The organism is Fervidicella metallireducens AeB (assembly GCF_000601455.1).
Taxonomy (GTDB): domain Bacteria; phylum Bacillota; class Clostridia; order Clostridiales; family Caloramatoraceae; genus Fervidicella; species Fervidicella metallireducens.
In genome coordinates this window covers 26,758-50,777 of sequence record NZ_AZQP01000012.1, presented here as the reverse complement: position 1 = coordinate 50,777, position 24,020 = coordinate 26,758, and the positions used below count along the sequence as shown (strand labels likewise).

The following is a 24,020-nucleotide window of genomic DNA, read 5'->3' as shown; positions in this document are numbered from 1 at the left end:
ATAGAAAAGGAGATGTTTAATATGAAAAGATTAAAGAAATTATTATCTATAACTGTAATATCAATATTTATATTAACTTCAATAGGTTGTACCAGAAAGGGGGAGTTAAATTCTGATGCACAAGGTGGACTAGAAGCTTTCAATAAAATAGTAAAAGCATACCCAGAGAAAAAGGGATTTCATAAAGCTCTTCAACATTGGGGATTTAAACTTCCTACAGGTGAAAAGTTCGAATGGACCAAAAATATGGGAGCCAACAAAGCGGATTTTGCTATGGTTATACTTGCAGACCCATTTATAAATGCTGGACTTGACGTAAACAAGCTAGACAAGAATGGGTGGATATTTAAACCATCAGGAATTGAAGAGGGAGTAGAACTACCTAATTTGTTAATTAAACCTTACAATGTTAGTGATAAAAATCAAAATTCAAATGGTTCAGAAGATGCATTAAGAAGAATATTAAAAGAAAATGAAGATTTAGTTGTCTATGATAAGGGAAGTAAATTCTATAAACTCAACCTTGGGGATGGAAATGAAGTTCAATGGGTTAAAGAATTGGGCTCAAATAATGCTGACATAATATTTGTGTTGAAAGCAGAACCGCTAATAAAAGCAGGTTTAGATATAAATAAAATTCAAGAATCTGGTTGGAAGTTAAAGAAAACAACAGATGACACAAATGGAATTGGAATTACACCAGATCTATTGATAAAGACTTTTAAATTGAAGTAGGTGATAAAATGCAAAATAAGATATTTAAAATTGAAGGAATGACATGTGCTGCATGTGCTAAAGCAGTAGAAAGGGCTGTGAAAAAACTAGATGGAATAATTGAGGCGAATGTAAATTTTGCAACGGAAAAGTTAAATGTAACTTATGAGCCATCAAAATTAAAAGTATATGATATAAAAAAAGCAATTGAAAAGGCGGGATATAAGGCTCTTGATGATGAAGTGCATCTTGATAAGGGGAAAAAAGAGGAAGAAACTAACCATTTATGGCGAAGGTTTATTTTTTCACTTACATTTACTATACCTTTATTGATAATTTCAATGGGGCATATGCTTGGATATCAGCTTCCAAAGATTATAGATCCCATGATTAATCCTAGTAATTTTGGTACAATACAGCTTGTACTAGTTATTCCGATTATGGTGGCGGGGAATAAATTTTTTAAAACAGGATTTAAATCTTTAGTTAAGGGAACTCCCAACATGGATTCTTTAATTGCAATAGGAACATCAGCTGCATTTTTATATGGGCTCTTTGCTATATATCAAATTTTAAATGGAAATATAGATTATGCTTATGAGCTGTATTTTGAATCTGCAGGTGTAATCCTCACACTCATAACATTAGGTAAATATTTAGAAGCAGTTACAAAGGGGAAGACATCAGAGGCAATAAAAAAACTTATAGGGCTGGCACCAAAAACAGCAAGAATTATTAGAAATGATGAAGAAATTGAAATTCTCATTGATAAAGTTGAGGTTGGAGATATAATTGTGGTAAAACCAGGAGAAAAGTTACCCGTAGATGGAGAGATTGTAGATGGAACAACTTCAATCGATGAGTCGATGCTTACAGGAGAAAGTATTCCTGTGGAAAAGACTGTTGGGGACAAAGTAATTGGTGCAAGTATAAACAAAAATGGATTAATAAGGTACAAAGCAACAAAAGTCGGACAAGATACAGTCCTTGCCCAAATAATAAAATTGGTGGAAGAAGCTCAGGGTTCTAAAGCCCCCATTGCCAGAATGGCTGATATGATATCTGGATACTTTGTTCCAACTGTAATAGGATTAGCATTAATATCATCAATTGCATGGTATATAATAGGTGAAACCCCTATTTTTGTTTTAACAATTTTTATTTCTGTATTGATAATTGCCTGTCCCTGTGCATTGGGGCTTGCTACCCCAACAGCTATAATGGTTGGAACGGGAAAGGGTGCTGAAAATGGTATACTAATAAAAAATGGCACTGCCCTTGAAACAGCTTATAAAATCCAAACAATTGTATTTGATAAAACAGGTACTATAACAGAAGGGAAACCTAAGGTTACAGATATAGTAACAAAAGGAGATTGTGATAGGGATTATCTACTTCAGCTTGCTGCATCAGCCGAAAAAGGTTCAGAGCACCCCTTGGGTGAGGCAATAGTAAGGGCTGCTGAAGAAGAAAAAATTGAATTAAAGAAACTAGAGTCATTTAGGGCTATACCAGGTTATGGGGTAGAGGTAAAAATTGATAATAGTTTTATTTTGCTCGGTAATAAAAGGCTTATGATCAAGGAGGGTATCCCCTTAGAAAAAATGGAAGAAGTATCATATGACCTTGCATGTCAGGGAAAAACTCCAATGTATATATCTATTGATGGAAAGTTAAGCGGAATAATAGCAGTTGCTGACACTGTGAAGGAAAATAGTAAAAAAGCAATTAATATACTTTGTAAAATGGGTATAGAAGTTGCAATGATAACTGGAGATAACAAAAAGACAGCAGAAGCAATTGCAAAACAAGTAGGTATAAATAGGGTTCTGGCTGAAGTACTTCCACAAGACAAGGCAGTAGAGGTAGCAAAGCTCCAAGGTGAGGGTAAAAAGGTTGCTATGGTTGGCGACGGAATCAATGATGCCCCTGCACTTGCTCAGGCAGATTTAGGAATTGCCATTGGCTCTGGTACAGATGTTGCAATAGAATCAGCTGACATAATCCTTATGAGAAGCGACCTTTTAGATGTACCAACTGCAATTCAACTAAGTAGACACACTATAAAAAACATTAAGCAAAATTTGTTCTGGGCATTTGGATATAACGTTTTATGTATACCAGTTGCTATGGGGGTTCTGTATTTATTTGGGGGACCACTTTTAAATCCAATTATTGCAGCTTTTGTTATGAGCTTTAGTTCAGTATCAGTTCTAATGAATGCATTAAGATTAAAAAAATTTAAACCTCTAAAATAAGATAACTGGCTGCTTTTAAGCAGTCAGTTATTTTATTTGAAATAGGATTTAATCAATTTTATTTATTAGAGTCAATTTTATTATTTTTATCAGTTAATTCAGGTTTACCGGATGAAGATTGAAGGTTTCTTACTGCACAACAATCCACATTATTTACTGTAGTTGTTTGGGAAGAGTTTGAAACATCAAATGTCGAAAGATCATCTACAACTCTAATAACGCCAGTTAACATACCCATCCAGCAACTATAGTTTATGTCACCTGTTTTCTCAGGTGTAAACTCAATAATATTTTCACCATCCTCTAAGTTCTTTTGTATACCAAGTGATGGAACAATAATCTGATTATTACATGAAGTTATTACCTTCCCATTTATTATCCATTTAACAGGAATAGACTTTTGTACATAAACTACACCAGGGTTATAACCTAATCTGTCAGCAGTTATGGTTATTGTTTGAATACCATCCTTAATCACTGCTTTAGATGAGGTTATAGAGGATATATCGGAAGTTTTTTTATTTGATAGAATAGCCATGGGAGAAATATTAAGTCCTGCTAATGCAAGACCGCGTTTGCCCATCACAAGACCTAATATAATAATAAAGATACCACTTAATTTTACTAAATCTTTAGTAAGATTTTTACTCAATATTCCAGTAACAGCCCCAAAGGTTAGCATTAAAGGTACTGTTCCTAGTGCAAAAGCTAACATAGAAACTCCGCCTTTGTAAGCACTTCCAGTACTTAAAGCATAAATTTGCATTGTTTGAAGAGGTCCGCATGGAATAAATCCATTAAGTATACCTACTATAAAAGGTCCTTTTCCATTTTTATTTATTGAACATGCTGACCATGGAAAATGTATTAAAAACCTTCTAAATAAATTGAATCCAGCGATGTTAAAACCCATAATAATCATAAAAAGTCCGGCAAAGATTTGAAGTCCAGCCTTAAAGACTAAGGAAAGAGAAATCACAGAGCCTAAAGAACCAACTATACAACCAAGAATTGTATAGGAGATAACCCTTCCTGCATTGTATAACAGAGCTGGTTTCATAGCCTTAAACTTACTTGACGTATCTTCAGAAATACTTTGTGATAACATTAAACCACCACACATACCAACACAATGTATTGATGTTAAGAACCCAAGGGCAAATAACATAAAATATGAAGCATTTTCTGCTTTTGAGGTGATATCAAATCCTGTAGAAAAGTGTCCAAGAAATAGTGTTGCAGCTACAATAATAAAAATACCTATAATTTTGTAATTTAAAGAGTTTTCTGTATAATACCCAAGATTCATTAAAGTTTCTTTAATCATTGGAATATTACACAGCTCAGTGTCATAGTCAATTTCAACCTTCTGCATTGAAAGTTTTACCCTAACGCTTAATATTCCTTCCATTTTGCTTAGGGATCTAATAATTCTCTCTTCACAAGCCGTACAGGTCATTCCATGCACGGTTAAAACTTCTTTTTTAATACTCAAAACCATCACCCACCTAATTAAAAATTTGCTAAATTAGATTAAATTTTAGCTATTTTAAGTATAAAAAAAAGTTATAAAGATTTTGTGAAGGGCAATCTAAGGGACACATACTTATTATTAATATAATTCAGAATAAAAATACGGTTGAATTGAATAAAAATACATGATAAAATATCAAATAAATTAAAAGCATTAATTGGGTATGGAGTTTTTAATAGTTAAGTAAATGAGTTGGCATACTAAGAAGTAAAGCTAAATTCTTTGAAAGTTTGAGAGGTGTAAAATGGCAATTATTGTTCAAAAATATGGAGGAAGTTCAGTAGCTACAATAGAAAAAATAAAAAATGTTGCTAAGAGCATAATAAATAAAAAAAATCAGGGGAATGACATGGTTGTTGTTGTTTCTGCAATGGGAGATACAACGGATGATTTAATTAATCTTGCAAAGGAAATTGCAACTAATCCATGCAAAAGGGAGTTAGATGCGCTGCTGGCAACTGGGGAAATGGTTTCAAGTGCTCTACTTGCAATGGCAATTAAAGATATGGGATATGATGCTGTTTCATTTAATGCATATCAAATCCAGCTAACAACCAATGGTACATTTGGGAAATCATTAATTGAAGATATAAATGAAGATGTTATTTTGTCAGCCCTTCTGGAAGGTAAAATAGTAATAATTGCGGGATTTCAGGGGATTTCTGAGGAAGGTGAGATAACTACTTTAGGAAGAGGAGGCTCTGACACATCAGCAGTAGCAATCGCTGCTAAATTAAGTGGACAGTGCGAAATATATACGGATGTAGATGGGATTTACAGCGTTGATCCTAGGCTTTATAAGGAAGCTAAAAAAATAGATGAAATTTCCTATGAAGAAATGCTTGAACTTTCCAGCCTGGGTGCACAGGTTATGCATTCACGTTCAGTTGAACTTGGTGAAAAGTATAATATACCAATATATGTAGGATTAAGCTGTAGTGATATAAAAGGTACCTATATAAGGGAGGTTAGAGGAGTGGAAAATAAACCTATAACAGGTATAGCCGCCGTTGATAGCGATGTAGCTATAACTTTAAAAAATATAAAGTATGATATTACACTTTTAGCAGAGATATTTCAGGCAATAGCTGCAAAAAAAATAAATATAGATATGATAAGCCAGACTACCCCTGACAATGGAGTGACAAGTATTTCATTTACAATTCCTAAGGAAGAGTTAAGGGAATGTCTGGTAGTTTTAAGAGGTTACGCAGAGGAACAACAAATATTTATCGATGAAAACATATGTAAGTTTTCTGTTGTGGGTATAGGAATGAAGACTACATCCGGAGTTGCGGCGAAAATATTTAAGCTTTTCTCAGAAAGTAATATAGAAGCCAAGATGATAACTACCTCTGAAATAAGAATCACATGTGCTATTAAATCAGAGGATAAGATGAAGGCAGTAGCTTTAGTAGCCAAGGAATTTGAATTATAAATAAGGAGCTGAATAAAATTTTATTCAGCTCCATTCCCATTTTTGCTATTTACTTTGCAAGAAATCAGTAGCATAGATGTGGTTTTATTGTATTTTATTTGATTTTTATTTGAGTAAACTATAATTACATTTGTACCAGGTTTTATTTTCTTCAGGTTATTTATTAAAGGACTTTTTTTGCCAATATAAAAAACTTTAATTTTATTATTAGATTCCTTTATAGATATGAAATAAAAACCGTTTTTATATTCTATTTTAAAAAACTTACCACTTAGAGTTAAAAGATTTTGTTTTGTTGTTGAGTTTTTATTGTTGTCGTTTTTACTATTTGGGACAGTAACTGGTGGTTTTGTATTGTTATCAGTTTCCCCACAAGATAATAAAGGATATTCAAATCCAAGTTCATTTTTAACATAAATATTTGGTGTTATTGATTTTGCCCGAATATTTACATAAGGATATGTCAGTGCTTGTGTTACAATATCATTAGGTGAAGGAGAAATTTCTCTAACTAATACATTAGTCTTTCCTTCATTGTCTTCAACTTGTAAAACTTTTATACCATATCCGCCTGTAGGTTTTTCACCTGCAAAAATAGATATATAGATATATCCATCTGATGGGTTTTCATAAAATTTAAAGCCCTTCTTCTGTTTACATTGATTTAAGCTATCCTTTAACTGAGATGGTAAAGATTCTTGATTTATAATTTCAAAATCAATCTTGTTACATATAATTGGATTTATTTGTTTAATTGTTTCTAAACTTTTATAGTTAGTTTGGGCAAATGCTGTTAAAGAAACAGTTGAAGTTAATAAACACAAAAATGTCGTAAATATCTTTTTGTTTTTCATAGATTTCACCTTCTTGTTGTTGTTTTTATAACCATTAGACGAAAAGAATTTAAAAATGTTCCCATCACATATTTTATTTTTTATGATTTTACTTTATACTGTTATTAAAAATTAATTTAAAGAAGGAAAAGTGTGTGCAGGAACATGATAGATAATTTTGTAAAGCTACTTATTGATTATGGCATAATTGGAATAATTATAGCAGCATTTTTAGAACCTATTTTAATGCCTTTTCCAGTTGAGTTTGTATTTATTCCTGTTTCATTAATGAATTCAAGGAGTAGTCTTTTTTATTCAGTTGTTTTAGTTTTATTTTCAACATTTGGCTCAATTATTGGATATAGAGTGGGAGCAAAGGCTGGGAGACCAATATTAAAAAAAGTAGTTTCTGAAAAAACTATTGATAAAATAGAGAATTTATATAAAAAGAATGCTTTTTTGACTATTTTAACGTCAGTCTTTACACCTATACCATTTGAGGCTTATGTTCTATCAGCGGGTATTTTTAAGATTGATTTAGTTAAATTTATTACTGCTGTATTATTAAGTAGAGGAATAAGATATATAACTCAAGGTATATTGATTAGTTTTTATGGAAAAGATATGCTATTTATGATGAAAAATTATCTATGGATTATAGGGCTAGTTATTTTTATTTGTGTTATTATTTATAATAAAACTAATATATTTAGCTCTAAAAAGAAATTATATAAAGAAGAGAATTAAAGCTATATCTAAAGGAAGGGATATTGATGGACGAAAGAACTCGTGAAAAGATGAAACAGCTTATAGAAGCAAAGAAAAATAAAGGAAATATGAAAAACAGCAGTTTTAGACCAGATAGAAAAATTGGGGATGTAAGGGGAGGTTTCAGCACTAAAAAATCTGGTGGTTTATTTGATAAGTAAGATAAAATAACTTATACAATATATATAAATTTAACAAAGTAAAATACAGTAAGCCCATAAGCTCTATGATAAATAAAAATTTGTCATTAGAGAATTATGGGCTTTTAATGTCTTTTTATTGACACACTAATGTGCTATATTTATATTTATAAATGTAAATATGAAATAAAATAACAATATCTAAAAGAAAATCAATATTTGTTAAAAATGATTTTTGAAATACACTAAATTGGTAGTATAATTTTAATTGAACTATTTGTACTAAGAAGAATATATTAATAAAAAACCTAGCATTAAAATGTATTAAGTGGGAGATAAGGGGATATTTATGTTGAAATATGATTTATGTCTTGAAAATAAAGATTTGTTTAATGAATATATAAATGCCTACAGATACGATATTTCTGACATTAATTTTACCAATCTTTTTATATGGAGAAAACTCTATGATTTTAAATATGAAGTAATAAATGACTTTCTTTGTATATCTGGAAACTATTACAATGAGCCCTTTGTATTTTTTCCTTTAACAAAACATAATTATGACCTTGGTCAATTAGAAAAAACAATAAGGGAATTGGAAAATAAGTTTTTAAATAAGGGATATAGATTTAAAATTAAGTTTGTTCCAGAAAACCTGAAAAATTTATTAGAAAAAATAAATATTAACAAATATAGATTTGTTGAGGATACAGACAATAACGATTATATTTATTTATCAGAAGACTTGATAAATCTTAAGGGAAGAAAATATCATACTAAGAAGAATCATTTAAATCATTTTTTAAGGAGTTATAATTTTGAATATAAATCCCTTAATAAAGATTTAATTGAGGATTGTTATTCATTAGTAAAAAAATTGAAGGGTGAATTTGTATCTCCTAATGAATCCATGCTGATTGAAAATGAGGAAATAGCAATACATGAAGCATTAAATAATTTTGATAAACTTGATTTTAAAGGGGCAGCAATTTTAATAGATAATAAATTAGAGGCATTTACTTTAGGAGAAAAGCTTAACGAGGATACAATGGTTATTCATATAGAAAAGGGAAATTATAAGTACAGAGGAATTTATCAGGCAATTAATCAAATGTTTTGTGAAAGTGAGGCTAAAGGCTATAAATATATAAACAGAGAAGAGGACATGGGATTTGATTATCTAAGAAAAGCAAAGGAATCATATTATCCAGTAAAATTACTGACAAAATATGATGTTATAAGCATATAGGAGGAAACAAACATGGAGGTTAGATTTCTTCATGAAATTGATAAATTTAGAGCAAAAGAACTTTGGGGATATTCCTTTGAAAATGAGGAGCCTTTTTTCAGCTGGTATTTTGATGAAGTTTTCAAGACAGAAAACACTATAGGCATTTTTGAAAATAACCAATTAATGTCATGCCTTCAGATGCAACCATATATTTTAAATTTAAATGGCACTTTGTTGGATGCAACATATATAGTTGGGGTTGTAACAGCCCCAGAATACAGGGGTAATGGAGCAATAAAAAAACTAATACCAAGGGCTATAAAGGAAATAAATGACAGAGGACATTGTCTTTCAATTTTAATGCCCTTTGACACTACATTTTATAATAAATATGGATGGGGTCTATGCTATAGCCAAATTAAATATGAAATACCAATTGAGATACTTAGTAAATACGGTGAAAGAAAAGGTATCTTCTTCCCCATAGATTTTAATGACATAAATGATCTTAATAGGATATATAAATTATTTTTAAGGAAAAACAATGGGTTTGTTGAGAGAGATTTAAGAAATTGGGAAATCCTTTTAAAGGATCTGAAGGCTGATGGGGGATACGCATTTGTACTTAGGGATATAGATGGAACGTCATTAGGATATATTTTTTACATAATCAGTCAGGATAAGATATATATCAGAGAATTGGCATGGGTAAACGAGAAAGCAAAAAAATCATTACTTTTCTTTATTTCAAATCATTCAGCACAGATTTCGAGGGTTGAATGGAATGCTCCCCTTAGTGATATTACATACTTAATGTTAAGAGATACTACTACCCCTAAACCCACAAATATAGTCAGGATAGTACCTTTTATGTGTGGTAGGGTAATAAATGTTAAAGAAGCTCTAAGTAGATGTAGATATGATGAAAGGATAAGTTTCAGTTATACACTGAAAATAAATGATAAATATGCCGATTGGAATAATAAGACTTTAAGTATAGTAATAGATAAGGGGAATCCTAAGGTTTACGAAACAGAAATGGATAATGTTGATATTGAATGTGATATAAAAACATTTTCACAGCTGTATTTTGGAGCATTAAGTATTAACGAAGCATTAGAAATTGATAATGTAAAATTGCATAATGAGAATAAGCTTAGCTCATTGGGAGATATTTTTACTAAAAAAAATAATTATATAAACGAGTACTTCTAAAATTAACCCTGAAATAGCTTCAATTTTGGAGGCTATTTATTTTTTTGATTAGTTGACTGTCATATGGTATAATATCGAGTAGTTTCGACAAAATGAATGGAGGAATATATAAGTATGATAAGTGCTGTTAATGTTAGCCTGAGATATGGTGGACGTAAGTTATTTGAAGATGTTAACATAAAGTTTACGGCAGGAAATTGTTATGGAATAATTGGAGCAAATGGGGCAGGTAAATCTACATTTATGAAAATACTTGCGGGAGAAGTTGAACCAAATACTGGGGAAGTTATTATTGAACCTGGTAAAAGACTTGCTGTTTTAAAACAGGACCACTTTCAATTTGATGAATATGAAGTACTAAAAACTGTAATAATGGGACATAAAAGATTATACGAAATAATGGAAGAAAAGGAAGCCCTATATTCAAAGGCTGATTTCACAGATGAAGATGGAATAAGGGCATCAGAGCTAGAATGTGAATTTGCTGATTTAAATGGTTGGGAAGCTGAATCAGAGGCAGCTACGCTTTTAAACGGTCTTGGAATAAAGGAAGAACTCCATAATAAATTGATGAGGGATTTAACAGGAGCTGAAAAGGTTAAGGTTCTACTTGCGCAGGCTTTGTTTGGAAATCCAGACATTCTATTACTGGATGAGCCAACAAACCATTTAGATATAAAATCAATAAGATGGCTTGAGAATTTCCTTATGGACTATGAGAATACAGTACTTGTTATTTCACATGACAGACACTTTTTAAACAAGGTTTGTACACATATTGTGGATATTGATTACAGCAAAATTCAACTTTATGTGGGTAACTATGATTTCTGGTATGAATCAAGTCAGCTTGCTCTGCAAATGGCAAAGGAGCAGAATAAAAAGAAGGAAGAACAAATTAAGCAATTACAGGATTTTATTGCAAGATTCAGTGCTAATGCTTCAAAATCTAAACAGGCAACTTCCCGTAAAAAGCTTCTTGAAAAGATTACACTGGATGATATTAAACCGTCATCACGCCGATATCCTTTTGTAGGATTTAAACCAGATAGAGAAGCAGGAAATGATTTACTAAAAGTTGAAAATCTGACTAAGACAATTGATGGTGTAAAGGTATTAGATAATATCAGCTTTGTTGTAAATAAGAATGATAAGATAGCCTTTGTAGGCCCAAATGAAATTGCAAAAACTACATTGTTTAAAATTTTGATGGGAGAGATGGAAGCTGACAGTGGAAGCTATAAATGGGGGATAACAACTTCACAGGCATATTTCCCAAAGGATAACTCAGAATACTTTGATGGTGTTGATTTAAACCTTGTTGATTGGTTACGCCAATATTCTGAAGAAAAAGCTGAATCCTTTATAAGGGGTTTCCTTGGAAGAATGTTATTCTCAGGTGAGGAAGCACTAAAAAGTGCAAAGGTTTTATCTGGGGGAGAAAAGGTTCGTTGTATGCTGGCAAAGATGATGTTAAGTGGTGCCAATGTTTTAGTCCTTGATGAACCAACAAATCATTTGGATCTTGAATCAATAACAGCAGTTAATAACGGACTTATAAATTTCACTGGTACTGTATTATTTACTTCACATGACCATCAGTTCGTTCAAACTGTGGCAAACAGAATTATTGAAATTACACCAAATGGAATTATGGACAGACAGATGACTTACGACGAGTATTTAGAGGACGAGGAAATCCAAAGACAACTTGAAGAAATGTATAAATAGAAATAATTAAAAATAAAAGCACGGAAAAATAATTTTTTCGTGCTTTTATTTTTATCACACTTTTCCTGAAAATGTAAGATAAAGTAAAACAGCATTAAGAATAATAATCAAAGATGCTATTATAAAGCCTGCTATTTTAGTCAAGGTTCCATTAACAAATCTACCCATCAGGTCTTTTCTACCGGTAATTATCAACATTGGGATAATTGCGGCAGGGAGAGCAAAACTTAAACAAACCTGACTTAAAAGAAGGGCCTTCATGGGATTAACTCCTGAAGCAATGATTATCATAGCTGGTGCCATAGTTATAAGTCTTCTTATGTTTAAAGGAATTTTAACATCAACAAAGCCATCCATAACAGTTTCTCCAGCCATTGAACCTACAGCAGATGAGGAAAAGCCTGATGCTAAAAGTGCTATGGCAAAAGCGCCACTGGACAACGAACCTAATAGGGGTTCAAGGGATTGGTGGGCTTGCTCTATGGAGTTTACAATTATCCCCTTCTGATAAAAAACTGCAGCGGACACTATTACCATGGCTGCATTGATAATAAAAGCTATATTCATAGCTATAATTACGTCTATTTTTTCCATTTTTAAATGCTTAACTTTTTCTTCATCATTCATTCCATAATTTCTACATTGAACTAATTGTGAATGAAGATAAATAACATGGGGCATTACAGTGGCACCAAGCATACCCACTGCAATTAAAACTGCCTGGCCGTTTGGCAATGAGGGAATCAGTGTATGAACAGCAACTGATGACCAATCAGGCTTTGCAAGAAACATTTCAATAGCATAGGATATTGAAATTACAGCGATTAAAGTGAATATTATTATTTCAACAACTCTTTGACCATATTTTTGCATATAAGTTATAGCAAAGCTTATAACTCCCGTAAGAAGCCCTGCTAAGGGTAGTGATAAACCAAATAACAAATATAAACCCAGTGCTCCACCTAAAAACTCAGCCATAGTAGTTGCTATTGCAGCCAGCTCTGCTATAATCCAAAAAAACCAATTGATTCTCTTTGAAAAAACTTTCTTACACATCTGAGATAGATTGTATCCTGTGGCTATCCCAAGCTTTGCAGAGTTAATTTGGAGAAAAATAGCCATGATATTACTCCATAAAATTACCCAGACTAAATTATAGTTAAAAATCGAACCACCGCTTATATTTGTGGCAAAATTACCCGGGTCAACATAAGCAACACTTACAATAAAAGCTGGTCCGAGAAATTTAGCTATCTGCCTGAAAGAGAAAGGTATTTTAGCTGCTTTATAAGTAAAGGGAGATTGTTCTCTTATAAGGCATGGCTTTATTTTTATTTCATGGGTATTTTTTTTGAATTCCACATTAACACATCCTTTTGATTTATTTCTTATGTATAGAATTATTGAAGTGAAAAAAAGTTAGCTTAGGCTAAGTCACTTTACCTAATATAAAATATGAAATTAATGGTTATATGGTTACTGGATGTTATTTTTTTATAAAGTCCAGCATAAAGTTAAAATAGAAAAATATTGTAGGTGAATTTATGGATGAAGATTTCTATACCTTTAGTGAATATATGAAGAAAGAAGAAAACTATCTTACTGCTTCCATGGAGGATTATCTGGAGATGATCTACAGATTATCTAAGAATAATGGATTTACAAGGATACATGATTTGTCGGATGCCCTTAATGTTCAACCACCTTCAGCAACAAAAATGGTTCAGAGGTTATCAGAGTTAAAGTTAATAAATTATGAGAAATATGGGGTCATTATATTAAATGAGAAGGGGAAACAGCTTGGAGAAATATTATTGAGAAGGCATAATTTAATTGAAGAATTTTTAAAGCTGCTAGGAGTGTCTGAGTCAATTTTACTTAAAGAAACAGAAAAAATAGAGCATACAATTTCAAGTGAAACTTTAGCTTGTATTGAGGATTATATAAATTTTATACAGGCAAATCCAAAGATAAAAGATGCTTATAAAATTTTTAAACTTCAAGAAAGTAATAAAGGATTATGATTTTATAATTTTAATCATATAATTTATTAATAAAAATTTATTAGAAGTGATTGATATGGAAAAAGATAACAAAGAATTTATAGAACTAGATTCAAGGGCAGAAAAAATGCTTAGAAATGCTGAATATTTAGGTTGTGGACATAATGGTATTGTTTTTTTATTGAGTAATAATAGAATTTTAAAGATATTTAAAGAGAAAAAAATATGCAGGAAGGAATATGAAATTCTGAAAAGGACTCATGGAAGTAAATATTTTCCTAAGGTATATCAACATGGTGATTATTACATTGTAAGGGAATTTATAGGTGGGGAGAGATTAGATAAATACATCAAGGATAATGGGTTTAAAAAGGAAATAGGCAAAAGTTTATTAAAATTGATTGATGAATTTGAAAAACTAAAATTCAGCAAATTAGATATTAGATGTAAAGATTTATATATTGACGAAAATTACTTTATAAGGGTTATTGATCCTAAGAATAATTATTCAAAGAAAGTCATTTATCCAAGACATCTAATGAAGGGACTTAATAATTTAGGAGTTTTAAATGAATTTTTAGAATATGTTAAAGCTAATGATGCTGAAAAATATAGATTGTGGAGCTTTAGAATGAAACAGTATTTAGATTATAATGTAAAATAATATTAGTTATTAATTGAAATATACAATAAATTCATATTCATCAGTTATCCTATAACTTTATTGTTAATATATGTTAATAATCTAAAGGGGCTTAGCACTAATTACTTTGTGCTACAGCTCCTTTTTTACATATTTGAAAGAAACGTCAATTTATGTTGCAAAATGTAGATAATTTTGTTATTTTATAATAAATACCTACAGAATAAATATTCATTAAAATAGGAGAAAACCCTGAAATAACGGAGGTGAGTTGATGCTGAAGGATATATTTGCAGATATTGCAATAATTATTGGATTTTTATTAATTACTGGACAAACACTTAAAAATATCCCTCTGGGGGGAACCCTAGAAAAAAAGGAACAATTATACATTGGTCTAATTTGTGGTTTAATGGGACATTTACTTATAGTTTATGCAATAGAGATAACCGACACAGTAAATATAGATTTAAGAAATTTTGCAGTAGTTATTTCTGGAATACTAGGAGGAGAAATATCTGTTATAATAACTTCAATCATCATTGGGATTTTTAATTTTACTATTTATGGATTTAACAATTCATCAATATTATCTTTTCTAACACTTTTAACAGTGGGGTTAGGGTGTCTATTCATTGTAAAGAGAAAATATTCACGACACAGACAATACATTTTCATGCTTTTATTTACATCGTTTATATCAGCTACAACATATCTCAAAAACATCCATGGAAATTATTTTATATATGCTGTATATTCTTTAGGGATATTGGCTTTTACAGGGATATTAGTACATTTAACTCTAGAAAACATTTTTACCCTGAATAATAATTTTAAGCTTATGGATTATTATAGAATTATGACCGACAATCTTTCAGACATGGTTTCAACTTTTAAACCTAATGGTGAATATCTATATATCTCCCCAATAACCTTAAATGTATTAGGTTATACAAAGGAAGAGATTATAGGAAGAAGTATATATGAATTTATACATCAGGATGATGTTATAGCTTTGAAAAAAATACATCTGAATTTATTAAAGGGACAAGAGATTCTGACAAAGATTTATAGGATAAAAAGAAAAGATGGAAGTTATGTATTAGTAGAAACATCATTTAAGAATATCAGGAACAGGAACGGGGAATTGCAGGAGATAATCGCAGTTACTAGGGATATAACGAAAAGAAGACAAATAGAAATGGAGTTGTCTAAATCTAACAAGAGAGCTAAAAAGATATTAGAGAGCATACAAGATGCATTCTTTTCTTTAGATAATGAAAGAAATTTTACTTACATGAACAAAGTATGTGAAAAATTGTTTTTAACAAATACAGAGCAGTTGATTGGTAAATCTATTGAAAAGGTTTTTCCAAAAAATTTGCATATAGGGTTTTATGAAAAACTTAATGCTGTAATAAATCAAAATGAGACTTTGTATTTTAAAGAATATTTCAATAGTGTGAATAAGTGGTATAGTATAAGTGCTTATCCATCAGAAGATGGTATTGCGGTTTATTTTAAGGATATTACTAAAGAAAAAATAATTGAAGAAAAATTAATAGAAAGTGAGTTGAAGTTTAAAACCCTTGTTAACTCAATGGATGATATGGTATTTACACTGGATCGTAGCCGAAGATATACAGGAGTATATGGAAAATGGCTGCAAAAGGGTGGATTTAAAGAAGAGAATTTTCTTGGAAAATCATTTGAGGAAGTGTTTAAAAATGATGATTTTAATATTCATGAAGAAGCAGCTAAAAGGGTATTAGAGGGAGAAAATGTTGTATATAACTGGTCATTAAAAAATGATGAAAAACAAATATATTATCAAACTTCAATTTCACCTATTGAAGATGGTAAGGATAATATAGTTGGAGCAGTTGGCGTTGGTAGAAATATTACTGAACAAATCACAATTGAAAATGAACTCAAGATTGCAAATGAAAAATTAAGAAGTTTATCATTTATAGATGGATTAACAAATATACCAAATAGAAGATATTTTAATGAATATATAGAAAAAGAATGGAATAGAGGAAAAAGGTTTAATAAAAATTTATCCATTTTAATGTTGGATATTGACCACTTTAAAGCATATAACGATACTTATGGACATCTGCAGGGAGATGAATGTTTAAAAACAGTTGCCCAAACTATTAAAAATACCCTTAAAAGGTCTGGGGATTTAGTGGCAAGATATGGCGGTGAAGAATTTGCAATTATATTACCAGAAACAAATAGCAAAGGAGCAGAAGTTATAGCAGAGAAAATAAGGTGTAACATTGAAAATCTAAGACTTCCGAATATTAATTCGAGGGTTATCCCTTTTGTAACAGTCAGTATTGGGATTACAACAGTTACATCTTATGTTGATATGAATTATGGAGAATTTATAAATAATGCAGATAAGGCTTTATATAAAGCTAAGGAAAGTGGAAGAAACAGGATATATGTATACCTTTCGTAAAGTAAGAGTCAGCTGTGAAAAATACATAAATATTCACAGCTGACTAATTTTTATTTTAGTGAATTATTGTTACATTTGAAGCCTGGGGACCTTTGGGGCCATTTTCAATTGAAAATTCTACCTTCTGTCCTTCCTGAAGAGTTTTAAATCCTTTATTATTAATTGCTGAATAATGTACGAATACATCTTCTCCGTCAGCCCATTCAATAAATCCAAAACCCTTTTCAGAATTAAACCATTTTACAGTACCAATCATTATATTTTACACCTCCAAAAGCTTGAAAACTAAATATATCTAACTTTATTATGAATATAGACTATATAAGTTATACAGGAAGATAAAAACAAAAATATCTTTTAGAGTAACAAATAAAGCTTATAGTAAATCTTTCGTAAATATACTACAATTTAAGTATGGTGGTATTTTTTAAAATAATATAATGCTTTAATTGTTAAGCTTAAGGAGGAATAAAAAATGTCAACAGGAACAAGAACAGCAATCATCATTTATGACAATTATAAAAATGTATTGGTGGTACATAAAAAGGGCAAAGAGAAAAGTGAGTCATGGAGTTTAGTTGATAGGGAATTAAAAGGAAAGGAAACTCCTGAAAAATGCATAACAAAGGCAGTTGAAAAAGAACTTGGATGTACAATTTTTGATTTAAACTTATTTAAGGAATATAAAAACAATAGTGAGGTATTGTTGGTATATACAGGAATTATAAGGGAGCATCTGACTCTTAATAAATCAATAAGTAAGGTTAAGTGGATAAACAAAAGGGATATTGATGAAGTACCATTTGTTAACAATGAAATGGAGATTTTAAAAGATTATTTTGAATCAAGTAACTAAGTTTATAGAATTAAATGTCGACAAAAAAATTAATAGAGTTTTCAATAACAACAATCATTTGGAAATATATGTATATTTATTCTCAATTTTGTTCATTTTTTACACTTTTGTGTCGTAACTTAAACAAAACTTCCGCTATTTAACTGACATCAAGCAACACAAAAGTTAAAAACAAAGTGTTAAAATATACATTAACTAGTGAATCGTTTGTAAGGGGGATTTCCAAATGAGAAAGAGAGCAGAGGTTTGTAGTTGTAGGACATGCTTCCAGGGAGGACATGAGTTTATATATAGGTATTTTTTGCTTCAATCATTAAAAGAAATTAATATTAACGATAAAAGTGTTGAGATTCCTTCATTTGGGATAGGAGTTGTAAGTGAAGAATTAAATGATGGCAAAATAATTAACATTAGAGAAGATAGTATAGAGCATGTTTCAACTTACAGGGAAAAGGTTTTAAATCTGATAGAATTTATAAAGGCTAATGAAGTTTCCCCGATACATCTTATTTATATAGCGGGAGAATATGTAGATGAATGGGTAAATGATTACGATGAACAGGCAAAGCTAATTTTAAATTCTCCTGTTTGCAGCTAAAATTTGATTTTTTTTTTGAAACTTTTATTATTATCCCTCGTCTAATCTTTAGGGAGGGGAGATTTTGAAAATAGTTAACAGATTTTTATTAGCAATTGTAAGTATTTCATTAATTATATTAATCTATTCAGGTATTATGGGACGGATAAGAGGATAGAGACCTTTATTAAAGGTCTCTAAATTTTTTGAAATTTCAGAAATATATTGTATAATAGATACAAGGAGGAATTAACTGTGATTGTCGGAATAGGTACAGATATCATCGAAATATCCAGAATAGATGAGATATTAAATAGAACAAAGTTTATGGAAAGATTTTTTACTAATCAGGAAAGAGAGTATTTAAAAAGTAAAAGAAGTGAAAGCATAGCTGGTTATTTCTGTGCCAAGGAAGCAGTTGTAAAAGCAATGGGAACAGGATTTTCAGGTTTTAAATGGACTGATGTTGAAATCGTTAAAATAAATTCTGTCCCCACAGTTGTACTACACGGAGAGGCACTTAATATTGCACGAAAAAGCGGAATAAAAAATATTTATTTATCTATTTCACATTGCAGAGAATATGCAACTGCAACAGCTGTTGCAGAAGATTGATATAAATCAACTAAAGATTTATTTAAAATAATCAACAAGCAGTAATTTTATGTTTAATAAATGAATAAATATTGTAATGTGAGTTTTTAAAAAGGTGATGTATTTGAAAAAGGTATTATACATTATGATATTATTTACTGCTTTATTTACTTCCTGTGGAAAAACAACAGAAATGTATGATGTTCACAAAAAAATTGCAGAAATGAAGGGCTATACATCTAATGCGGAAATTGAAATTGTAGGAAGCAAAGGGACATCTATATACAAAGTAAAGCAATATTATTTAAGCCCAGATAAAGTAAGAATAGAGGTTCTAGAGCCAGATTTTATCAGGGGTAAGATTACTATTTATAATGGTGAAAAGTGGATAATATATAATCCCCTTATAAATCAAAAACTCCAAGTTAAGGAATCAAAAAATTCTGAGGAGTTTATATATCTTGGTGTATTACAAAAAAGTTTACTTTCAGGAGAAGAGGCTAAATTTAAATATGCTAATAGAGATGGGAAAGATTATATAGAAATTAAAGCAACAATACCAGGCGGCAATAAATATAGAAGGTCTGTGGTTCTTTACGTAACAAAGGAAAATTACTATCCTGTTTTTATGGAAATCTATGATGATGACAACAATGTAGTTGTCAAAGTAAAGTACAGTGATTTTGTTTATGATGGGAATATAAATCTATCCCTTTTTAAATTAGACTAAAGCTTAAGTTTACAAAGGAGGATGGCAAAATGTTCAATAACTACAGACCCTACTTTGCTGAAATTAACCTGGATAATTTTAGACACAATTTCAGAGAGGTTAAGAGGCTTGCAAATGGGAAAAAAATCTTCGGAATAATAAAAGCAGATGGATATGGACATGGGGCAGTTGAGCTTGCTAGAATTTTAGAGGAAGAAGGAGCAGATTATTTTGGTGTAGCAGTGATTACAGAGGCGCTGGAATTAAGAAAAAATGGATTTAAGACGCCTATACTTATTCTTGGATTTACACCGCCAAATTATGCTAAGGATATTGTTGAACATGACATAACCCAGGCAGTGTTCAGCTATGAGCTGGCAAAAGCAATATCCGATGAGGCTGTAAAACAGAATAAAAATGCTAAAATACACATAAAATTAGATACAGGAATGGGGAGAGTTGGATACTTGCCAGATGAAAAAGCTGTTGATGAAATCATAAAAATCTCACAGCTGAGAAACATTAAAATTGAGGGAATTTTCACGCATTTTGCCTCAGCAGACGAAAGGGACAAGGAATTTACAAAAAAACAGATTGAAAGATATAAATGTATAATAGAAAATTTACAAAAGTCAGGTATTTACCCAGAGATTAAACATGTTGCAAATAGTGCAGCAATTATAGATTTAGAGGAAAGCTATTTTGATGCTGTCAGACCAGGAATTATGCTTTACGGATATTACCCATCGGATGAAGTTAGAAAAGAGAGGGTTTCTTTAAAACCGGTTATGACTCTTAAAGCCAATATTGTTCATGTAAAAAATGTAGACAAAGACACACCAATCAGTTATGGAAGAAAATTTAAAACTGAAAAGCCAAGTAAAATAGCAACACTTCCCTTTGGTTATGCTGATGGCTATACAAGACTGTTATTTGAAAAGGGAATGGTGATTGTAAATGGTAAGATGGCACCGGTAATAGGTAGAATCTGTATGGACCAGTGTATGATTGATGTTTCTGAATGTGGAGATGTTAATGTGGGTGATGAAGTTGTTGTAATGGGAGAGAAAGACGGTGTTAAAAACGATGCAGAGGACATAGCTAGAAAGCTTGGTACTATAAGTTATGAAATTTTATGTATGGTTTCAAAAAGAGTGCCAAGGATTTATTTTGAAAATAATGAATTAATTAAGATAAAAAATTATGTTTAACATATTTTCGAGAATTATGGAAATAATGAAATAGAGGAAATAAATACAATACGATTAAGCTTTGACATAAGAACAAGCAATGATTTATAATTGATATAATAGCGGTATAATGAAATTTTATAAGTTGATTGCGAGAACCATGTTTAACATATACTTGTGACGGTAGTTCACTATACATAGGTGAATTTAGGGGGTAAAAATACATGGCTGTGAATAAAAAAATTGTTGTAAGCCTCCCAGAGAGTTTACTAGAAGAATTTGATAGTGTAATTGATAATAAAACTAGAAAAAATAGGAGTCAATTTATTAGGGAAGCTGTCATATTATATATTAAAGAACGCAAAAGATTTAATGCTAAGGAACTTATGAAGAAGGGCTATCAGGAAATGGCCGAGATAAACTCCGATTTAGCAGAGTGCGGCATTTCATGTGATTGTACGGAACTTGCCAAATATGAAGCAGTATTAGCGGAGAGTGATATAATAGATGGCACAGGTGGTGAAAAGAGGAGATATATTCTATGCTGATTTAAGTCCTGTCATAGGTTCAGAACAGGGTGGTATAAGACCAGTGTTAATAATTCAGAATGATATAGGCAATAAATATAGTCCAACTGTTATTATTGCTGCAATTACCTCTCAGATTAACAAGGCTAAGCTTCCAACACATGTTGAAATTAGCTCTGAGGAATACGGTCTTAATAAGGACTCTGTTATACTACTTGAACAAATAAGAACAATCGACAAGAGAAGGCTTAAGGATAAAATAGGCCACATTAATAATGAACTAATGCTTGCAGTTGATGAAGCTCTTATGATAAGTATAGGATTATTGGAATTATAAAACCAGCGTATGCTGGTTTTTGTGTTATAATGGGCAATGAAATTAAAAAATGAAGATATTAAGGATAATAAGGGTAATAAGGATAAACCTTTAAATTCTTTGTATTAAGTTTAATAAAATGATTAAAGCTATATAATGTTGAGGTGAAAAAATGAAATATTTGCTCATTACATCTAAAGGATGCAATCGTTGTGAAATTGCAAAAAAGCTTCTTGAGGAAAATGGAATGGAATTTAAGGAGGTGGATGCATTCTCTCCAGAGGGTATAGATGCAATTTTGACTTACAACACAAATACAAATCCTGCAATTATTGATACAATAAATAAAAGGGTATACAGCATAAGTGAGTTTAGAGAGTTTATAAGATTAAAAAATATTTAAAATTCAAAATAATTTGTTTTATATTAATTAATTGATATAATAAATTAGTACACATGAGCATTAACAAGCAATACAAAGGAGGTAGATATAATGGAACGTGATATTCAAAAATTAAGCGGTATTGCATGTACCATAAGGCAGGATATCATTAAGATGTTGACAGAATCGGCATCAGGTCATCCAGGAGGCTCACTATCTGCTGTGGAAATATTAACAGCATTATATTTTAGTGAAATGAAGGTGGATACTTCAAATCCAAGATGTGAAGACAGAGACAGGTTTGTTTTGTCAAAGGGTCATGCAGCTCCAGTTCTTTATGCAACTCTTGCAGAAAAGGGATTTTTTGATAAGAAGCATCTTTCAACATTAAGAAAATTAGGTTCAATTCTTCAGGGACATCCAAATATGAATGATACTCCAGGTGTAGATATGTCAACAGGGTCTCTAGGACAAGGACTTTCTGCTGCAAATGGAATGGCTTTAGCAGGAAAGCTTGACAATAAGGATTATAGAGTCTTTGTTTTACTTGGAGATGGAGAATTAGAAGAAGGTCAGGTTTGGGAGGCAGCTATGACATCAGCACACTACAAACTTGATAATCTTATTGCCTTCATTGATCATAATGGACTTCAGATAGATGGTGAAATAACTGAGGTAATGAATCCAGAGAGTATATCAGAGAAATTTAAAGCCTTTGGCTGGAATGTAATTGATATAGATGGACATAATTTTGAGGAAATATTTGAAGCCATAGATAAGGCAAAGGAAACAAAGGGAAAACCAACTGCTGTAGTAGCAAAAACAGTAAAGGGTAAAGGTGTGTCCTTTATGGAAAATGTAGCTGGATGGCATGGTACTGCTCCTAATAAAGAACAGTGTGAGCAGGCTCTAAAAGAGTTAGGAGGTGCTGTAAATGGCTAATTTGGCAACAAGGGAAGCATATGGAATAGCTTTAGCAAAATTAGGTCAAGAAAATAAAAATATCGTTGTTCTAGACGCAGATCTTTCAAAATCTACAAAAACAGCTGATTTTAAAAAGGTTTGTCCTGAAAGATTTTTTAATATGGGTATAGCTGAAGGCGATATGATGGCAACTGCAGCAGGTCTATCAACTTGCGGCAAGATACCATTCGTAAGTACCTTTGCAATATTTGCAGCTGGAAGAGGTTTTGAACAAATAAGAAATTCTATTTGTTACCCAGAATTAAATGTAAAGATAGCTGCTACCCATGCAGGTTTAACTGTTGGGGAAGATGGTGCTTCACATCAAGCCATAGAAGATATATCACTTATGAGAAGTATCCCTAATATGACAGTTATTTGTCCATGTGATGATGTTGAAACAATGTCCGCAATAAATGCTGCTGCTGTATATGAAGGCCCTATTTATATTAGACTTGGACGTTCATCAGTTCCAACATTAAACGACGAAAATACATATAAATACGAAATAGGAAAAGCTGTTACATTAAGAGAAGGAAAAGACGTAACTATTTTTGCCACAGGAATTATGGTAAATGAAGCAATAAAGGCACATGAAGCTTTATTAAAGGATGGGATTTCTGCTGAAGTTATAAACATACATACTATTAAGCCAATAGACGAGGAAGCTGTTGTGTTTTCAGCTAAGAAAACTGGTGCAGTTGTAACCTGTGAAGAACATAGTGTTATAGGTGGATTAGGAAGTGCTGTATGTGAAGTATTATCAGAAAATCATCCAGTACCAGTAAAAAGAATAGGTGTTATGGATACATTCGGTGAGTCTGGTAAACCAGGTGAATTGCTGAAAGAATATGGGTTAACTGCAGATAACATAGTAGCTGCTGTAAAGGAAGTAATAAATAAGAAAAAATAATAATTAACATCT

25 protein-coding genes are annotated in these 24,020 nt (G+C 31.1%); 21 read left to right on the top strand and 4 right to left on the bottom strand.

Features of this window, described 5'->3' with window-relative positions; translation table 11 throughout:
• Window positions 1–21: 21 nt before the first annotated feature.
• Both Q428_RS05475 and Q428_RS05470 read left to right on the top strand, forming a co-directional pair.
• Window positions 22–735 carry a hypothetical protein gene (locus tag Q428_RS05475; RefSeq protein WP_035378944.1) on the top strand — a complete coding sequence of 238 codons (714 nt, stop codon included), beginning with the start codon at window positions 22–24 and terminating at the stop codon, window positions 733–735.
• Window positions 736–743: 8 nt separating this feature from the next.
• On the top strand, window positions 744–2,972 hold the full coding sequence (locus Q428_RS05470) for a heavy metal translocating P-type ATPase (protein WP_035378942.1): 2,229 nt from the start codon (window positions 744–746) through the stop codon (window positions 2,970–2,972).
• Between the two features lie 58 nt (window positions 2,973–3,030).
• Here Q428_RS05470 and Q428_RS05465 read toward each other — a convergent pair whose 3' ends face one another.
• Window positions 3,031–4,467, bottom strand: a complete 1,437-nt coding sequence (locus Q428_RS05465; protein WP_035378990.1) for an urease accessory protein UreH domain-containing protein — start codon at window positions 4,465–4,467, stop codon at window positions 3,031–3,033.
• A 283-nt stretch (window positions 4,468–4,750) separates the two neighbouring features.
• On the opposite strand from Q428_RS05465, the gene Q428_RS05460 reads away from it, so the two are divergent.
• Window positions 4,751–5,944: an aspartate kinase gene (locus Q428_RS05460; protein ID WP_035378940.1), complete on the top strand. Its 1,194-nt coding sequence runs from the start codon at window positions 4,751–4,753 to the stop codon at window positions 5,942–5,944.
• Window positions 5,945–5,964: 20 nt separating this feature from the next.
• On the opposite strand, the gene Q428_RS14415 is transcribed toward Q428_RS05460, so the two are convergent.
• Complete coding sequence (locus Q428_RS14415) at window positions 5,965–6,798, bottom strand: protease complex subunit PrcB family protein (protein ID WP_051514971.1); 834 nt, start codon at window positions 6,796–6,798, stop codon at window positions 5,965–5,967.
• Window positions 6,799–6,942: 144 nt separating this feature from the next.
• Here Q428_RS14415 and Q428_RS05450 point away from each other — a divergent pair, with 144 nt between their 5' ends.
• The 5 genes from Q428_RS05450 to Q428_RS05435 all read left to right on the top strand — a co-directional run bounded on the left by Q428_RS05450 (window position 6,943) and on the right by Q428_RS05435 (window position 11,865).
• Window positions 6,943–7,524, top strand: a complete 582-nt coding sequence (locus Q428_RS05450; RefSeq protein ID WP_152539070.1) for a YqaA family protein — start codon at window positions 6,943–6,945, stop codon at window positions 7,522–7,524.
• A 26-nt stretch (window positions 7,525–7,550) separates the two neighbouring features.
• Window positions 7,551–7,706, top strand: a complete 156-nt coding sequence (locus Q428_RS15370) for a hypothetical protein (RefSeq protein WP_161633596.1) — start codon at window positions 7,551–7,553, stop codon at window positions 7,704–7,706.
• A gap of 328 nt (window positions 7,707–8,034) precedes the next feature.
• The gene (locus Q428_RS05445; RefSeq protein WP_035378930.1) at window positions 8,035–8,937 is read left to right on the top strand and encodes a DUF2156 domain-containing protein; all 903 of its coding nucleotides are present in this window, start codon (window positions 8,035–8,037) and stop codon (window positions 8,935–8,937) included.
• Between the two features lie 12 nt (window positions 8,938–8,949).
• A complete protein-coding gene (locus tag Q428_RS05440) occupies window positions 8,950–10,134 on the top strand; it encodes a GNAT family N-acetyltransferase (RefSeq protein ID WP_035378928.1) in 1,185 nt (394 codons plus the stop codon).
• A gap of 114 nt (window positions 10,135–10,248) precedes the next feature.
• Window positions 10,249–11,865, top strand: a complete 1,617-nt coding sequence (locus Q428_RS05435; protein ID WP_035378926.1) for an ABC-F family ATP-binding cassette domain-containing protein — start codon at window positions 10,249–10,251, stop codon at window positions 11,863–11,865.
• A 54-nt stretch (window positions 11,866–11,919) separates the two neighbouring features.
• On the opposite strand, the gene Q428_RS05430 is transcribed toward Q428_RS05435, so the two are convergent.
• Window positions 11,920–13,140, bottom strand: a complete 1,221-nt coding sequence (locus Q428_RS05430; RefSeq protein ID WP_242847780.1) for an Nramp family divalent metal transporter — start codon at window positions 13,138–13,140, stop codon at window positions 11,920–11,922.
• A gap of 269 nt (window positions 13,141–13,409) precedes the next feature.
• Here Q428_RS05430 and mntR point away from each other — a divergent pair, with 269 nt between their 5' ends.
• The 3 genes from mntR (at window position 13,410) to Q428_RS05415 (ending at window position 16,981) form a co-directional block, all read left to right on the top strand.
• On the top strand, window positions 13,410–13,889 hold the full coding sequence (gene mntR, locus Q428_RS05425; RefSeq protein ID WP_035378923.1) for a transcriptional regulator MntR: 480 nt from the start codon (window positions 13,410–13,412) through the stop codon (window positions 13,887–13,889).
• A 55-nt stretch (window positions 13,890–13,944) separates the two neighbouring features.
• On the top strand, window positions 13,945–14,532 hold the full coding sequence (locus tag Q428_RS05420; protein ID WP_035378921.1) for a protein kinase: 588 nt from the start codon (window positions 13,945–13,947) through the stop codon (window positions 14,530–14,532).
• Between the two features lie 253 nt (window positions 14,533–14,785).
• Window positions 14,786–16,981: a sensor domain-containing diguanylate cyclase gene (locus tag Q428_RS05415; RefSeq protein ID WP_035378919.1), complete on the top strand. Its 2,196-nt coding sequence runs from the start codon at window positions 14,786–14,788 to the stop codon at window positions 16,979–16,981.
• 55 nt (window positions 16,982–17,036) lie between these two features.
• On the opposite strand, the gene Q428_RS05410 is transcribed toward Q428_RS05415, so the two are convergent.
• Complete coding sequence (locus Q428_RS05410) at window positions 17,037–17,237, bottom strand: cold-shock protein (protein ID WP_035378918.1); 201 nt, start codon at window positions 17,235–17,237, stop codon at window positions 17,037–17,039.
• Window positions 17,238–17,456: 219 nt separating this feature from the next.
• Here Q428_RS05410 and Q428_RS05405 point away from each other — a divergent pair, with 219 nt between their 5' ends.
• The 10 genes from Q428_RS05405 (at window position 17,457) to Q428_RS05355 (ending at window position 24,008) form a co-directional block, all read left to right on the top strand.
• The gene (locus Q428_RS05405; RefSeq protein WP_035378916.1) at window positions 17,457–17,837 is read left to right on the top strand and encodes an NUDIX hydrolase; all 381 of its coding nucleotides are present in this window, start codon (window positions 17,457–17,459) and stop codon (window positions 17,835–17,837) included.
• Between the two features lie 226 nt (window positions 17,838–18,063).
• Window positions 18,064–18,435: a DUF6514 family protein gene (locus Q428_RS14410; protein ID WP_051514969.1), complete on the top strand. Its 372-nt coding sequence runs from the start codon at window positions 18,064–18,066 to the stop codon at window positions 18,433–18,435.
• Window positions 18,436–18,669: 234 nt separating this feature from the next.
• Window positions 18,670–19,029, top strand: a complete 360-nt coding sequence (gene acpS, locus Q428_RS05395; protein WP_035378914.1) for a holo-ACP synthase — start codon at window positions 18,670–18,672, stop codon at window positions 19,027–19,029.
• A gap of 103 nt (window positions 19,030–19,132) precedes the next feature.
• Window positions 19,133–19,738, top strand: a complete 606-nt coding sequence (locus Q428_RS05390; protein ID WP_035378912.1) for an outer membrane lipoprotein carrier protein LolA — start codon at window positions 19,133–19,135, stop codon at window positions 19,736–19,738.
• A gap of 29 nt (window positions 19,739–19,767) precedes the next feature.
• Entirely contained in the window at window positions 19,768–20,928 is a 1,161-nt protein-coding gene (alr, locus tag Q428_RS05385; RefSeq protein ID WP_035378910.1) for an alanine racemase, read from the top strand.
• 203 nt (window positions 20,929–21,131) lie between these two features.
• Window positions 21,132–21,455: a CopG family ribbon-helix-helix protein gene (locus tag Q428_RS05375; RefSeq protein WP_035378906.1), complete on the top strand. Its 324-nt coding sequence runs from the start codon at window positions 21,132–21,134 to the stop codon at window positions 21,453–21,455.
• Window positions 21,415–21,771 carry a type II toxin-antitoxin system PemK/MazF family toxin gene (locus Q428_RS05370; protein ID WP_035378904.1) on the top strand — a complete coding sequence of 119 codons (357 nt, stop codon included), beginning with the start codon at window positions 21,415–21,417 and terminating at the stop codon, window positions 21,769–21,771. Before Q428_RS05375 ends, Q428_RS05370 begins: the two co-directional genes overlap by 41 nt.
• 151 nt (window positions 21,772–21,922) lie before the next feature.
• Window positions 21,923–22,153 carry a glutaredoxin domain-containing protein gene (locus Q428_RS05365; protein ID WP_035378902.1) on the top strand — a complete coding sequence of 77 codons (231 nt, stop codon included), beginning with the start codon at window positions 21,923–21,925 and terminating at the stop codon, window positions 22,151–22,153.
• A gap of 87 nt (window positions 22,154–22,240) precedes the next feature.
• Window positions 22,241–23,074, top strand: a complete 834-nt coding sequence (locus Q428_RS05360) for a transketolase (RefSeq protein WP_278244871.1) — start codon at window positions 22,241–22,243, stop codon at window positions 23,072–23,074.
• A complete protein-coding gene (locus tag Q428_RS05355) occupies window positions 23,067–24,008 on the top strand; it encodes a transketolase family protein (protein ID WP_035378898.1) in 942 nt (313 codons plus the stop codon). The genes Q428_RS05360 and Q428_RS05355 overlap by 8 nt, the downstream gene beginning before the upstream one ends.
• Window positions 24,009–24,020 lie beyond the last annotated feature (12 nt).